Source organism: Escherichia sp. E14V7 (assembly GCF_004212225.1).
Lineage (GTDB): Bacteria > Pseudomonadota > Gammaproteobacteria > Enterobacterales > Enterobacteriaceae > Escherichia.
In genome coordinates, this window is the sequence record NZ_RHJJ01000004.1 from 58105 (window position 1) to 72077 (window position 13973).

The following is a 13973-nucleotide window of genomic DNA, read 5'->3' on the forward strand; positions in this document are numbered from 1 at the left end:
GCGTATTGCCGTTTTCACTATTGCATCAGAAGCGGCGTGAAATCAGCGGTTGGTTGGGGAAGGGCAACAGGGTAAATTAACGCTTTTACTGAAAGACGAAGAGTGATTATGGCGAACTGGCAATCTATCGACGAGTTGCAGGATATTGCATCGGATTTACCGCGATTTACCCACGCATTAGATGAACTTTCCCGCCGTCTGGGGCTGGATATCACTCCGCTGACTGCCGATCACATTTCTTTGCGTTGCCATCAAAACGCCACCGCTGAACGCTGGCGTCGCGGGTTTGAACAGTGCGGCGAACTCCTGTCAGAAAATATGATCAATGGCAGGCCGATTTGTCTGTTTAAATTGCATGAACCGGTACAGGTTGCGCACTGGCAGTTTTCCATTGTGGAGCTACCGTGGCCCGGGGAAAAACGTTACCCGCACGAAGGTTGGGAACATATTGAAATCGTTCTGCCGGGCGAGCCAGAAACGCTGAATGCCCGTGCGCTGGCGTTGCTTTCTGATGAAGGACTCAGCCTGCCAGGGATCTCAGTTAAAACCAGTTCGCCAAAAGGTGAGCATGAGCGATTACCGAATCCGACGCTGGCGGTCACCGATGGCAAAACGACGATTAAATTTCATCCGTGGTCCATTGAAGAGATCGTCGCCAGCGAGCAGTCGGCGTAATTAAGGAGCAAAAATGGCATTACTGGAAATTTGCTGTTACAGCATGGAATGCGCACTAACGGCGCAGCAAAATGGCGCTGACAGAATTGAATTGTGTGCGGCACCGAAAGAAGGGGGCTTAACGCCGTCGCTGGGCGTGCTTAAATCCGTGCGTCAGCAGATAACGATTCCCGTGCATCCGATCATCCGCCCGCGCGGTGGTGATTTTTGCTACAGCGACGGCGAGTTTGCCGCCATTCTTGAGGATGTTCGTACTGTCCGCGAATTAGGCTTTCCGGGACTGGTGACGGGCGTTCTCGATGTTGACGGTAATGTCGATATGCCACGAATGGAAAAAATAATGTCTGCTGCCGGTCCGTTGGCCGTTACTTTTCATCGTGCCTTCGATATGTGTGCTAACCCATTAAATACACTGAATAATCTTGCGCAATTGGGCATTGCCCGGGTACTGACTTCCGGGCAAAAATCAGACGCTCTGCAAGGTTTATCAAAAATTATGGAACTTATTGCCTATGGTGATACTCCAATCATCATGGCCGGAGCAGGAGTCCGTGCAGAAAACCTGCACCACTTCCTCGATGCCGGAGTGCTGGAAGTCCATAGCTCCGCGGGAGCGTGGCAAGCCTCACCGATGCGTTATCGTAATCAAGGATTGTCCATGTCATCAGATGCACACGCGGACGAGTATTCGCGTTATGTCGTAGACGGGGCGGCGGTTGCTGAAATGAAAGGAATCATTGAACGCCATCAGGCCAAATGATTTTTACCGTTGCATCATGTCGCCCAATATGATGCTTGCTCGTACCAGGCCCCTGCAATTTCAACAGGGGCCTTTTTTTATCCCTAAACCGTATAAAAAACGAACGATAACTGTGATCTGCTGAGCGGGTGACAGTGCGCATAGCGTGGTGCTAAAAATATTTTATATATTCACATTAATTATGGGATTTAAATTGCTAAAACTGATAAATATATATTCCAAATAACAACTGGGTTATTCCTTAGCAATTAATGATTACATTGTAATAAATCATATTCTTTATCGATTATTTCAGGCAGTGTTGTGCCGAATTAAGCAAGTAGTTAATTCGTTGTATATTTATTTATATAATGACTTCGGTGTCCTGGAATTTAATTAGAGGAATCTATGCGAGGGAAAAAACGCATTGGGTTATTTTTTCTGCTGATAGCGGTTGTGGTTGGTGGCGGCGGGTTATTGCTGGCGCAAAAAGCCTTACATAAAACGTCGGATACAGCATTTTGCCTTTCCTGCCACTCGATGAGTAAACCTTTTGAGGAATATCAGGGAACTGTCCACTTTTCGAACCAGAAAGGGATACGTGCGGAATGTGCCGATTGCCATATTCCAAAGTCAGGGATGGATTATTTATTTGCCAAATTAAAAGCATCTAAAGATATTTATCATGAATTTGTTAGCGGCAAAATAGACAGTGACGATAAGTTCGAAGCGCATCGTCAGGAAATGGCCGAAACAGTATGGAAAGAATTAAAAGCATCGGATTCTGCAACGTGCCGTAGTTGCCATTCTTTTGATGCTATGGATATTGCCTCGCAAAGTGAATCTGCGCAGAAAATGCATACCAAAGCGCAAAAGGACGGTGAAACGTGTATTGATTGTCATAAAGGAATTGCCCATTTCCCGCCAGAAATAAAAATGGATGACAACGCGGCGCATGAACTGGAAAGTCAGGCTGCCACTTCTGTGACCAATGGCGCACATATTTATCCTTTCAAACCTTCCCGCATAGGCGAACTGGCCACTGTGAATCCTGGTACCGATCTCACCGTCGTTGATGCCAGTGGCAAACAGCCGATCGTTCTGTTGCAGGGTTATCAAATGCAGGGCAGTGAAAACACGCTCTACCTGGCGGCAGGTCAACGTCTGGCGCTAGCCACATTAAGTGATGAAGGTATCAAGGCGCTAACGGTAAACGGGGAATGGCAGGCTGACGAATACGGTAATCAATGGCGTCAGGCGTCATTACAAGGGGCGCTAATCGATCCCGTATTAGCGGATCGTAAACCGTTATGGCAATACGCTGAAAAACTCGATGACACCTATTGTGCTGGCTGCCATGCGCCTATTGCCGCTGACCATTACACCGTCAATGCCTGGCCCTCTATCGCCAAAGGAATGGGGGCGCGAACCAGCATGAGCGAAAACGAACTGGACATTTTGACGCGGTACTTCCAGTACAACGCCAAAGATATTACCGAAAAACAGTGATCCTCGTAGATCAGGGAGGAAGTTATGACATTAACAAGACGTGAGTTTATTAAACATAGCAGTATTGCTGCCGGGGCGCTGGTGGTGACATCGGCTACGCCGTTACCCGCATGGGCAGAAGAGAAGGGCGGAAAAATCCTCACCGCGGGTCGTTGGGGAGCGATGAACGTAGAAGTGAAGGACGGTAAGATTGTTTCTTCTACAGGCGCGCTGGCGAAGACCATCCCGAACTCCTTACAGTCTACGGCGGCGGATCAGGTACACACTACGGCGCGTATTCAGCATCCGATGGTGAGAAAAAGTTATCTCGACAATCCATTGCAACCGGCGAAAGGTCGTGGCGAAGACAGTTACGTTCAGGTGAGCTGGGAACAGGCATTAAAACTGATTCATGAGCAACACGATCGCATTCGCAAGGCCAATGGCCCTTCGGCCATTTTTGCAGGGTCTTACGGCTGGCGTTCATCAGGGGTGCTGCATAAAGCGCAAACGCTGATGCAACGTTATATGAATCTGGCAGGGGGATATTCCGGGCATAGTGGCGATTACTCTACCGGGGCTGCGCAGGTGATCATGCCGCACGTTGTCGGTTCTGTGGAGGTCTATGAACAGCAGACTTCCTGGCCGCTGATTCTGGAAAACAGTCAGGTGGTGGTGTTGTGGGGCATGAACCCGCTGAATACCTTAAAAATTGCCTGGAGCAGTACCGATGAACAAGGGCTGGAATACTTCCATCAGCTGAAAAAATCGGGCAAACCAGTGATTGCCATCGACCCTATCCGTTCCGAAACCATCGAGTTCTTTGGCGATAACGCGACCTGGATCGCGCCGAATATGGGGACCGACGTGGCGCTGATGTTAGGCATCGCGCATACCCTGATGACTCAAGGCAAACACGATAAAGCCTTCCTTGAGAAATACACCACCGGTTATCCGCAGTTTGAAGAGTATCTGACCGGCAAGAACGATAATACGCCGAAGAGTGCGGCCTGGGCGGCAGAAATTACTGGCGTACCGGAAGCGCAGATTGTCAAACTTGCAGAACTGATGGCGGCGAATCGCACGATGCTGATGGCTGGTTGGGGGATCCAACGCCAGCAATACGGTGAACAGAAACACTGGATGCTGGTGACGCTGGCGGCGATGTTAGGGCAAATTGGTACACCGGGCGGCGGTTTTGGATTCTCTTATCATTACTCCAACGGTGGCAACCCGACGCGAGTTGGCGGCGTACTGCCAGAAATGTCTGCGGCGATTGCCGGACAGGCAAGTGAGGAAGCTGATGATGGCGGAATGACCGCGATTCCGGTCGCCCGTATTGTCGATGCGCTGGAAAATCCTGGCGGGAAATATCAGCACAACGGTAAAGAGCAAACGTACCCAAATATCAAAATGATCTGGTGGGCGGGTGGCGGTAACTTTACCCATCACCAGGATACTAATCGTCTGATCAAAGCATGGCAGAAACCGGAGATGATCGTCGTTTCTGAATGCTACTGGACCGCAGCAGCCAAACACGCAGATATCGTATTACCGATCACCACATCGTTTGAGCGCAATGACCTGACGATGACCGGTGATTACAGCAACCAGCATATTGTGCCGATGAAGCAAGCTGTCGCTCCGCAATTTGAAGCGCGTAACGATTTTGACGTGTTTGCCGATCTTGCGGAATTACTGAAACCTGGCGGAAAAGAGATCTATACCGAAGGTAAAGATGAAATGGCGTGGCTGAAATTTTTCTATGATGCCGCTCAGAAAGATGCGCGTGCGCAACGCGTGACTATGCCAATGTTTAATGCCTTCTGGCAGCAAAATAAACTGCTTGAAATGCGCCGCAGCGAGAAGAGCGAGCAATATGTTCGCTATGGTGATTTCCGCGCCGATCCGGTGAAAAATGCGCTGGGTACGCCAAGCGGCAAAATTGAAATCTATTCAAAAACGCTGGAAAAATTTGGCTATAAGGATTGCCCGGCACACCCAACCTGGCTTGCGCCTGATGAGTGGAAAGGTACCGCCGACGAGAAGCAGTTGCAGCTTCTGACCGCGCATCCGGCACATCGTCTACACAGTCAGCTTAACTATGCGGAGCTGCGTAAAAAATATGCGGTTGCCGATCGTGAGCCGATCACAATTCACACCGAAGATGCTGCTCGCTTTGGTATTGAGAATGGCGATCTGGTCCGTGTCTGGAATAAACGTGGTCAGATCCTGACAGGCGCTGTGGTGACTGACGGGATCAAAAAAGGCGTGGTATGCGTGCATGAAGGTGCATGGCCGGATCTGGAAAATGGTTTGTGTAAAAACGGCAGTGCGAACGTGTTAACGGCGGATATCCCCAGCTCGCAGCTGGCGAATGCCTGTGCCGGTAACTCTGCGCTGGTGTATATCGAAAAATATACGGGTAATGCGCCGAAGTTAACGGCGTTTGATCAGCCAGCTATTCAGGCATAAGAAGTGAATAGCGCCCGGAAACGGGCGCTGAGGTTATGCAAACGCAAAACTGCCTGATGCGCTATGTTTATCAGGCCTACATAGTCCCTGCAATATATTGAATTAGCAAGGTTTTGTAGGCCGGATAAGGCGTTCACGCCGCATCCGGCAGTAATACCAGACCTTTACGGCTTACGCGCAATCAGCACCGCGCGTTTAGGCGCAGGATAACCTTCTACCGTTTTACCCGGATCATGTGAATCAAGAAAATCGGCCAGCGATTCGGTGACCATCCACTCGGTACGACGCTGCTCTTCTGTAGTGGTGACGCTCACATCCGCAATGCGAATATCAACAAAACCACACTTCTTCAGCCAGTTTTTCAACGCCAGGGCCGACGGGATGAAATAAACATTACGCATTTGTGCGTAACGATCGCCTGGTACCAGCACCGTGTTTTCGTCGCCATCAATAACCAGCGTTTCAAGCACCAGTTCACCTTCATTGACCAGTTGGTCTTTTAACTGCCAGAGATGCTCCAGCGGTGAACGACGATGATAAAGCACGCCCATCGAAAAGACGGTATCAAAGGCTTTCAGTGCCGGAAGTTGTTCAATCCCTAACGGCAGCAGATGCGCCCGTTGGTCGTTACCTAAAAGTTTACGCACCGCTTCAAACTGGCAGAGGAATAGTTGCGTAGGGTCGATCCCCACCGCAAGGTGTGCGCCTGCGCCAATCATGCGCCACATGTGATAGCCGCTGCCGCAGCCGACATCAAGAATGGTGCGCCCGGTTAAATCAGAAAGATGGGGCAGAACACGATCCCATTTCCAGTCGGAACGCCACTCGGTATCGATGTTGACGCCATACAGTGAGAACGGCCCTTTGCGCCACGGCATCAGGTTGCGCATCAGCGTTTCAATGCGCTTAATCTGCCCAGCGCTCAGTGGTTCTTCGCTTTCTGCCGTCACGCTATGCAGTAAATCAAGACGATACGGTTTAATTTCAGGCAGAAATTCCACCGCATTGGACCACTGTTTAAACAGACCGTGCTGCTGTTCGCGCTGCCAGCTGGCAATCTGCGCGGGCAGGGTTTCCAGCCAGTGTGAAAGATGATTTTTGGCAATCAGAGAATAAAAGTTACCAAAGTCGATCATGCAGCGTCCTCTGCTTTTAATGCCACCAGTGAACCAAAATTAAAGCACTGGAACCACAGCTCGCTATGCTCAAAACCGGCTTTATGCAGGCGTGCCTTGTGGGTTTCCACGGAATCGGTCAGCATCACGTTTTCCAGCATGCTGCGCTTCTGGCTGATTTCCAGCTCGCTGTAACCGTTGGCACGTTTAAAATCGTGGTGCATGTTGAACAGCAGTTCACCAACTTTGGCATCTTCGAAACTGAATTTTTCCGAAAGCACCAGCGCGCCGCCCGGGTTTAGCCCTTGATAAATTTTATCCAGTAACGCCTGGCGCTCGGAAGGTTCCAGGAATTGCAGGGTAAAATTCAGTACAACCATCGACGCGTTTTCAATGGCAATATCACGAATATCACCCTCAATAACGTCAACAGGCGTAGGCGCTTTATAGGCGTCAATATGACGGCGGCAGCGTTCAATCATTGCCGGGGAATTGTCGATGGCGATAATTTTACAATTATCATGATGAATGTTGCGACGCACTGAGAGCGTCGCCGCGCCCAAAGAACAGCCCAGATCGTAAACCTGCGTACCCGGTTGAACGAAGCGTTCAGCTAACATACCAATCATTGAAATAATATTGGAGTAGCCGGGAACGGAACGTTGGATCATATCCGGGAAGACTTCAGCTACCCGTTCATCAAAGGTCCAGTCGCCCAGTCTGGCGATAGGAGCAGAAAATAGCGTGTCGCGGTGAGACATAACGTAAAAATCCGGGAAAAAGAAAGTGGCGTATTGTGCGCTAACGTAGGGAGAAAACCAACTCCCAGGGCATATACCAAAGATTCGCCAGCACCATCAGCAATAGCGCACACCAGGTGGCGCTCATACCAGAACGTCGCCAGCGAAACAGACGGTGATGGAAACCGTAATAATGCATCAGACGACCAGCGAGCAAAACGAGGCCGCAAATATGCACCATCCAGGTTTCAGCACCATTCATTTCCATAAATAGCATCAATACAATCGCGATAGGAATATATTCCACCGCATTGCCATGAATACGAATAGCACTTTGTAGTTCGCTAAAACCGCCGTCGCCATAGGCAACGCGATACTGCATTCGCAGGCGAACAACATCAAAAGAGAACTTCATTAATAACAACGCACTTAAAACGGCATACAGCGCGCTTACCATACAAACTCCCTTTAAAATGGCCGATGGCACTTGTCTATGATAGGTGGCAAATTCAGAAAAGAGAAGATTGCTGTGGAATAGCCGGGACTGCTCCGATCTCTGGAAGCATTTTACGTAGGTCTTCCCACAGTGTATGTACCAGTTCCGGAGCCTGGGCAATATCTGGCGTATGTAAAAAAAGATAAGGCGTAGTGGTTTGATGCCACTGCGCTAATTTCTTTAACCAGACCTGAAATAATTCCCTGTTTTGCGCCATATCATCGCTGCCGATAAAACGGATCAGCGGATTTGTCGCCGTTAGTACGGCATGTACCGGAACCTTCGGTTTCTTCCGTTGGGCGTCGCGTATGGCTTCATTATGCGGACGTGCAGCATGAACCGGGCGGCTATCTAAAATTACCCGATTAACGCCGCGCTGATGTAAACCGCGATTAAGCGTTTGTTCCTCTTCCCCTTTGGCGAAAAACTGCGGATGACGCACTTCCACACCATAATTAAATTCGCCGGGAAGAGAATCGAGAAAATGCCAAAGCGCAGGCAAATCCTGTGAGCCGAAGGTGGCAGGCAGTTGCAGCCAGTATTGCCCAATGCGCGGAGCCAGCGGTGACATACGGGTCAAAAATTCACTGGTTAAATCATCGCAATGACGCAACGCTGCCTGATGCGAAATGGTCGCCGGAAACTTAAAACAGAAGCGGAAGTCATCCGTAGTCTGCTCCCGCCAGCGCAGGACAACCTCGGGTTTCGGCAGGGCGTATAGCGTGGTGTTGCCCTCCACGCAATTAAAGTAGCGGGCATACTCTTCCAGGCTGGTTATCCCCAGACGCACCCATTTAGGATGCGACCATTGCGGCAGACCGATATAAATCATAACGCGTTGAGGATCTCTTCCACGCTGCGCACACGGGCGATGCGTGGATAGATATGGTTGATGCTGTTATTGTGCTGCTCGGCACTGGCGGCGCTACAGGCATCTTCGGCAATCACCAGATTAAAACCGAGTTCCCAGGCATTGCGGGCGGTGGACTCAACGCCGATATTGGTCGAGATCCCACATAACACTATTGTATCGATACCTCGGCGGCGTAATTGCAACTCCAGATCCGTACCGTAAAACGCACCCCATTGACGTTTGATGATTTCGATATCGCTGTCGGTTGCACCTAATGCAGCAGGATGTTGCCACCAATTTTCGGGCAACACTTTAGCGGGAGAAGGGGCATCAACCGGCTGTTTTAATGCTTCAGCATAATCGGCAGACCAGCCAACACGCACCAGAAACACGGGCTGACCGCTCGCGCGAAATTTCGCCGCCAGCTTCCCGGCGCGATTTACCACGTCTTCGGCAGTATGCGGACCACCGGCAAAAGGCAAGATGCCTTCCTGTAAATCAATCACCACTAGCGCTGTGGATTTGGCATTAAGTTCAAGCATGATCACTCCAGATAAAACAAAATCGTGCCTCTCACCTTAATGCGATTAGCCGATGGCGGAACGACAAATTTTGTTAATTTTTATGAGTTCGGGCAACACCTTTATAGCAAACTGGCGTAGAGTCTGAATCCAGGCCCGATATAAAGTGGTAACGAGGCGTTCCAGCGCGGGCCAGGCTCTTACGGTGCGGCAGAATTTCCAGTATAATAGCCGCCTTTTTTCATTCAGTTGTGACATACAGCTAACGCTGCGACTCAGGTCACCTGCACAGCAGGGGACATCCGCCAGCAGCTAAGTTAAGGGATATCTCATGCGTACAGAATATTGTGGACAGCTCCGTTTGTCCCACGTGGGGCAGCAGGTGACTCTGTGTGGTTGGGTCAACCGTCGTCGTGATCTTGGTAGCTTGATCTTTATCGATATGCGCGACCGCGAAGGTATCGTGCAGGTATTTTTCGATCCGGATCGTGCGGACGCGTTAAAGCTGGCCTCTGAACTGCGTAATGAGTTCTGCATTCAGGTCACGGGCACCGTACGTGCGCGTGACGAAAAAAATATCAACCGCGATATGGCGACTGGCGAAATCGAAGTGCTGGCTTCCTCGCTGACCATCATCAACCGCGCAGACGTTCTGCCGCTTGACTCTAACCACGTCAACACCGAAGAAGCACGTCTGAAATACCGCTACCTCGACCTGCGTCGCCCGGAAATGGCTCAGCGCCTGAAAACCCGCGCTAAAATCACCAGCCTGGTACGTCGTTTTATGGATGACCACGGCTTCCTCGACATCGAAACTCCGATGCTGACTAAAGCCACGCCGGAAGGCGCGCGTGACTACCTGGTGCCTTCTCGTGTGCACAAAGGTAAATTCTACGCGCTGCCGCAATCCCCGCAGTTGTTCAAACAGCTGCTGATGATGTCCGGTTTTGACCGCTACTATCAGATCGTTAAATGCTTCCGTGACGAAGACCTGCGCGCTGATCGTCAGCCTGAATTTACTCAGATCGATGTGGAAACCTCTTTCATGACCGCGCCGCAAGTGCGTGAAGTGATGGAAGCGCTGGTGCGTCATTTGTGGCTGGAAGTGAAAGGCATTGATCTGGGCGATTTCCCGGTAATGACCTTTGCGGAAGCTGAACGCCGTTATGGTTCTGATAAACCGGACCTGCGTAACCCGATGGAACTGACCGACGTTGCCGATCTGCTGAAATCCGTTGAATTCGCGGTATTTGCGGGTCCGGCGAACGATCCGAAAGGCCGTGTTGCCGCTCTGCGTGTTCCGGGTGGCGCATCGCTGACCCGTAAGCAGATCGACGAATACGGTAACTTCGTTAAAATCTATGGCGCGAAAGGTCTGGCTTACATCAAAGTTAACGAACGCGCGAAAGGTCTGGAAGGTATCAACAGCCCGGTAGCGAAGTTCCTTAATGCGGAAATCATCGAAGCCATCCTGGATCGTACTGCCGCGCAAGATGGCGATATGATTTTCTTCGGTGCCGACAACAAGAAAATTGTTGCCGACGCGATGGGCGCACTGCGTTTGAAAGTGGGTAAAGACCTTGGCCTGACCGACGAAAGCAAATGGGCGCCGCTGTGGGTTATCGACTTCCCGATGTTTGAAGACGACGGTGAAGGCGGCCTGACGGCAATGCACCATCCGTTCACCGCGCCGAAAGACATGACGGCGGCAGAGCTGAAAGCTGCACCGGAAAATGCGGTGGCGAACGCTTACGATATGGTCATCAATGGTTACGAAGTGGGCGGTGGTTCAGTGCGTATCCATAATGGTGATATGCAGCAGACGGTGTTTGGCATTCTGGGGATCACCGAAGAGGAACAGCGCGAGAAATTCGGCTTCCTGCTCGACGCCCTGAAATACGGTACTCCGCCGCACGCAGGTCTGGCATTCGGTCTTGACCGTCTGACCATGCTGCTGACCGGCACCGACAACATCCGTGACGTTATCGCCTTCCCGAAAACCACGGCGGCAGCGTGTCTGATGACTGAAGCACCGAGCTTTGCTAACCCGACTGCACTGGCTGAGCTGAGCATTCAGGTTGTGAAGAAGGCTGAGAATAACTGATATGACTCAAATACACGAAATCATTCGCGTTGCATCGAGGCGGCAACTGAGTGAACTCCCATGAGCATAGATAACTATGTGAATGGGATGAGCGAAGGCAGTCAACGAAGAGGCAGCGTGAAGGATAAAGTGTATAAGCGTCCCGTTTCGATCTTAGTGGTCATCTATGCACAAGATACGAAACGGGTGCTGATGTTGCAGCGGCGTGACGATCCCGATTTCTGGCAGTCGGTAACCGGCAGTGTGGAAGAGGGTGAAACCGCGCCGCAAGCTGCCATGCGCGAAGTAAAGGAAGAGGTCACCATCGATGTTGTCGCTGAACAACTGACCTTAATTGACTGTCAGCGCACGGTAGAGTTTGAAATTTTTTCACATTTACGTCATCGCTATGCGCCGGGCGTGACGCGTAATACAGAATCATGGTTCTGTCTTGCGCTCCCGCACGAACGCCAGATTGTTTTCACTGAACATCTGGCTTACAAGTGGCTTGATGCGCCTGCTGCGGCGGCGCTCACTAAGTCCTGGAGCAACCGGCAGGCGATTGAACAGTTTGTTATTAACGCTGCCTGAACAGGCAGGGCTATCTGGAGATATTTTTATGGCAGGTCATAGTAAATGGGCCAACACCAGACATCGTAAAGCTGCGCAGGATGCTAAGCGCGGTAAAATCTTCACTAAAATCATTCGTGAGCTGGTAACCGCGGCTAAGCTGGGCGGTGGCGATCCGGACGCTAACCCGCGTCTGCGTGCAGCAATTGATAAAGCACTGTCTAACAACATGACCCGTGACACCCTGAACCGCGCAATTGCACGTGGTGTGGGCGGTGATGATGATGCGAACATGGAAACCATCATCTACGAAGGTTACGGTCCTGGCGGCACGGCAATCATGATTGAATGTCTGTCTGACAACCGCAACCGTACCGTTGCTGAAGTGCGTCACGCATTCAGCAAATGTGGCGGTAACCTCGGCACTGACGGTTCCGTAGCCTATCTGTTCAGCAAAAAAGGCGTGATCTCCTTCGAGAAAGGCGACGAAGACACCATCATGGAAGCAGCACTGGAAGCAGGTGCTGAAGACGTTGTGACCTATGATGACGGCGCAATCGACGTCTACACTGCATGGGAAGAGATGGGTAAAGTACGCGACGCTCTGGAAGCGGCAGGTCTGAAAGCAGACAGCGCAGAAGTTTCCATGATCCCGTCAACCAAAGCCGATATGGATGCAGAAACTGCACCGAAACTGATGCGTCTGATCGATATGCTGGAAGACTGTGACGACGTGCAGGAAGTTTACCATAACGGTGAGATCTCTGATGAGGTTGCAGCGACCCTCTGATGAGGCCGGCTAAACAACAAAACGGAGACGCGTGATGTCTATTATTCTCGGTATTGACCCGGGTTCGCGCGTGACCGGCTACGGCGTCATCCGCCAGGTAGGTAGGCAACTGTCCTACCTGGGTAGCGGATGCATACGCACCAAAGTGGATGATTTACCGTCTCGTCTGAAACTGATCTATGCGGGCGTGACGGAAATCATCACCCAGTTCCAGCCCGATTATTTCGCAATCGAACAAGTCTTTATGGCAAAGAACGCTGACTCTGCCCTGAAACTGGGGCAGGCACGAGGCGTGGCGATTGTGGCTGCGGTGAATCAGGAATTGCCGGTGTTTGAATATGCTGCGCGTCAGGTGAAGCAAACAGTGGTGGGCATTGGTAGCGCCGAAAAAAGCCAGGTGCAGCATATGGTGCGTACCTTGCTGAAATTACCTGCTAATCCACAGGCGGATGCCGCCGATGCGCTGGCGATTGCCATCACCCACTGCCATGTCAGCCAGAATGCGATGCAGATGAGCGAATCGCGGCTGAACCTGGCGAGAGGGCGACTGCGCTAAATTATCACGCTTCAGTCAGTTCAGGCTGAGGCGTTTCTACTCCCTCCGCATGAATCAACATTAGACTCGGATGATGCCACAAACTCGCTGGCGTAACCGTTTTACGATCCCACGGAATAGAACCTAAGAACCAGAATTTCCAGAAAGTGAGTTTTGCATTCGGATTGCTATTTAACAATTCTCCAAATGTCTCTATTTCGCCCACCGGAATACATAGCGCCTCTTTATAAATATCAAAGACAAATTTTGAACAGAACTGGCGTGAAGATTCGTATTTAAAACCGGTGTGGTAGAGTTTGCGTAGCCGGGAGGGAACCTGTTCAACAATTCGTTGTTTTTGTTGTTCTGTTAGCCCTGCGTCTAATCGCTTTATAGCATAGCGTTGATTAGAAGAACGTTTAATAAAACGGGATAGCGTGGTGATGGTTGAAAGGGGAACCCGGCTTTCTGCAACCAGGAAGTCTTCACCGTTATGACCGATAATGATCCCGACGTGATTACTCCAGCAATTTGATGCTGCTGATATTTGGCCAAATAAGGCAGCACCTATACATGTAAAGACGATATCACCAATTTCATATTCAGCAGGGTAATTAATATTCACGTTGTCATTCCATTGAAATAAATATGAATACACGTAATAACATAAAAAAGTTTATTTTTCAGGAGTCGAAATGTATATTTTTTTACGCATTAACTCACTGAATATGTAATATTCAAATATTTGCTTCCAATATAACCTGTAGAATAAATTATACTGCGCCATTTTTCAGATCATCGGGACGCCTCGCAAGTTTTCTTCATCCTTCGCTGGATATCTATCCAGCATTTTTTTATCATACAGCATTATCTTTGATTCATTACGCAGGAGC

General features: G+C 50.3%; 14 protein-coding genes. 8 read left to right on the top strand and 6 right to left on the bottom strand.

Annotated elements, in window-relative coordinates; all coding sequences use genetic code 11:
• The first annotated feature begins 108 nt into the window (after nucleotides 1-108).
• The 4 genes from D9741_RS04615 (at nucleotide 109) to torZ (ending at nucleotide 5377) form a co-directional block, all read left to right on the top strand.
• Nucleotides 109-675, top strand: a complete 567-nt coding sequence (locus D9741_RS04615) for a VOC family protein (protein WP_130218686.1) — start codon at nucleotides 109-111, stop codon at nucleotides 673-675.
• 13 nt (nucleotides 676-688) lie between these two features.
• Complete coding sequence (gene cutC / locus D9741_RS04620) at nucleotides 689-1435, top strand: copper homeostasis protein CutC (RefSeq protein WP_130218688.1); 747 nt, start codon at nucleotides 689-691, stop codon at nucleotides 1433-1435.
• A 387-nt stretch (nucleotides 1436-1822) separates the two neighbouring features.
• Nucleotides 1823-2923 carry a NapC/NirT family cytochrome c gene (locus D9741_RS04625; protein WP_130218690.1) on the top strand — a complete coding sequence of 367 codons (1101 nt, stop codon included), beginning with the start codon at nucleotides 1823-1825 and terminating at the stop codon, nucleotides 2921-2923.
• 24 nt (nucleotides 2924-2947) lie between these two features.
• Nucleotides 2948-5377, top strand: coding sequence for a trimethylamine N-oxide reductase TorZ (gene torZ, locus D9741_RS04630; protein WP_130218692.1), 2430 nt, complete (start codon nucleotides 2948-2950; stop codon nucleotides 5375-5377).
• Between the two features lie 164 nt (nucleotides 5378-5541).
• Here torZ and cmoB read toward each other — a convergent pair whose 3' ends face one another.
• Genes cmoB through D9741_RS04655 form a run of 5 tightly spaced genes read right to left on the bottom strand, consistent with a single transcriptional unit; the run spans nucleotide 5542 to nucleotide 9123 of the window.
• Nucleotides 5542-6513 carry a tRNA 5-methoxyuridine(34)/uridine 5-oxyacetic acid(34) synthase CmoB gene (gene cmoB / locus D9741_RS04635; RefSeq protein WP_119457715.1) on the bottom strand — a complete coding sequence of 324 codons (972 nt, stop codon included), beginning with the start codon at nucleotides 6511-6513 and terminating at the stop codon, nucleotides 5542-5544.
• Nucleotides 6510-7253, bottom strand: a complete 744-nt coding sequence (cmoA, locus tag D9741_RS04640) for a carboxy-S-adenosyl-L-methionine synthase CmoA (RefSeq protein WP_000019588.1) — start codon at nucleotides 7251-7253, stop codon at nucleotides 6510-6512. Before cmoA ends, cmoB begins: the two co-directional genes overlap by 4 nt.
• Nucleotides 7254-7293: 40 nt before the next feature.
• Nucleotides 7294-7689 carry an MAPEG family protein gene (locus tag D9741_RS04645; RefSeq protein ID WP_130218694.1) on the bottom strand — a complete coding sequence of 132 codons (396 nt, stop codon included), beginning with the start codon at nucleotides 7687-7689 and terminating at the stop codon, nucleotides 7294-7296.
• Between the two features lie 52 nt (nucleotides 7690-7741).
• On the bottom strand, nucleotides 7742-8560 hold the full coding sequence (locus tag D9741_RS04650) for a DUF72 domain-containing protein (protein ID WP_130218696.1): 819 nt from the start codon (nucleotides 8558-8560) through the stop codon (nucleotides 7742-7744).
• Complete coding sequence (locus D9741_RS04655; protein ID WP_130218698.1) at nucleotides 8557-9123, bottom strand: hydrolase; 567 nt, start codon at nucleotides 9121-9123, stop codon at nucleotides 8557-8559. Before D9741_RS04655 ends, D9741_RS04650 begins: the two co-directional genes overlap by 4 nt.
• 310 nt (nucleotides 9124-9433) lie before the next feature.
• Here D9741_RS04655 and aspS point away from each other — a divergent pair, with 310 nt between their 5' ends.
• The 4 genes from aspS (at nucleotide 9434) to ruvC (ending at nucleotide 13101) form a co-directional block, all read left to right on the top strand.
• The gene (gene aspS / locus D9741_RS04665; protein ID WP_130208496.1) at nucleotides 9434-11206 is read left to right on the top strand and encodes an aspartate--tRNA ligase; all 1773 of its coding nucleotides are present in this window, start codon (nucleotides 9434-9436) and stop codon (nucleotides 11204-11206) included.
• A gap of 117 nt (nucleotides 11207-11323) precedes the next feature.
• Nucleotides 11324-11776 carry a dihydroneopterin triphosphate diphosphatase gene (gene nudB, locus D9741_RS04670; RefSeq protein ID WP_001300367.1) on the top strand — a complete coding sequence of 151 codons (453 nt, stop codon included), beginning with the start codon at nucleotides 11324-11326 and terminating at the stop codon, nucleotides 11774-11776.
• A 28-nt stretch (nucleotides 11777-11804) separates the two neighbouring features.
• The gene (locus tag D9741_RS04675; protein WP_000907234.1) at nucleotides 11805-12545 is read left to right on the top strand and encodes a YebC/PmpR family DNA-binding transcriptional regulator; all 741 of its coding nucleotides are present in this window, start codon (nucleotides 11805-11807) and stop codon (nucleotides 12543-12545) included.
• A 34-nt stretch (nucleotides 12546-12579) separates the two neighbouring features.
• Nucleotides 12580-13101, top strand: a complete 522-nt coding sequence (gene ruvC / locus D9741_RS04680; protein WP_010350951.1) for a crossover junction endodeoxyribonuclease RuvC — start codon at nucleotides 12580-12582, stop codon at nucleotides 13099-13101.
• Nucleotides 13102-13105: 4 nt separating this feature from the next.
• On the opposite strand, the gene D9741_RS04685 is transcribed toward ruvC, so the two are convergent.
• A complete protein-coding gene (locus tag D9741_RS04685) occupies nucleotides 13106-13705 on the bottom strand; it encodes a YebB family permuted papain-like enzyme (protein ID WP_130218702.1) in 600 nt (199 codons plus the stop codon).
• Nucleotides 13706-13973: the final 268 nt, after the last annotated feature.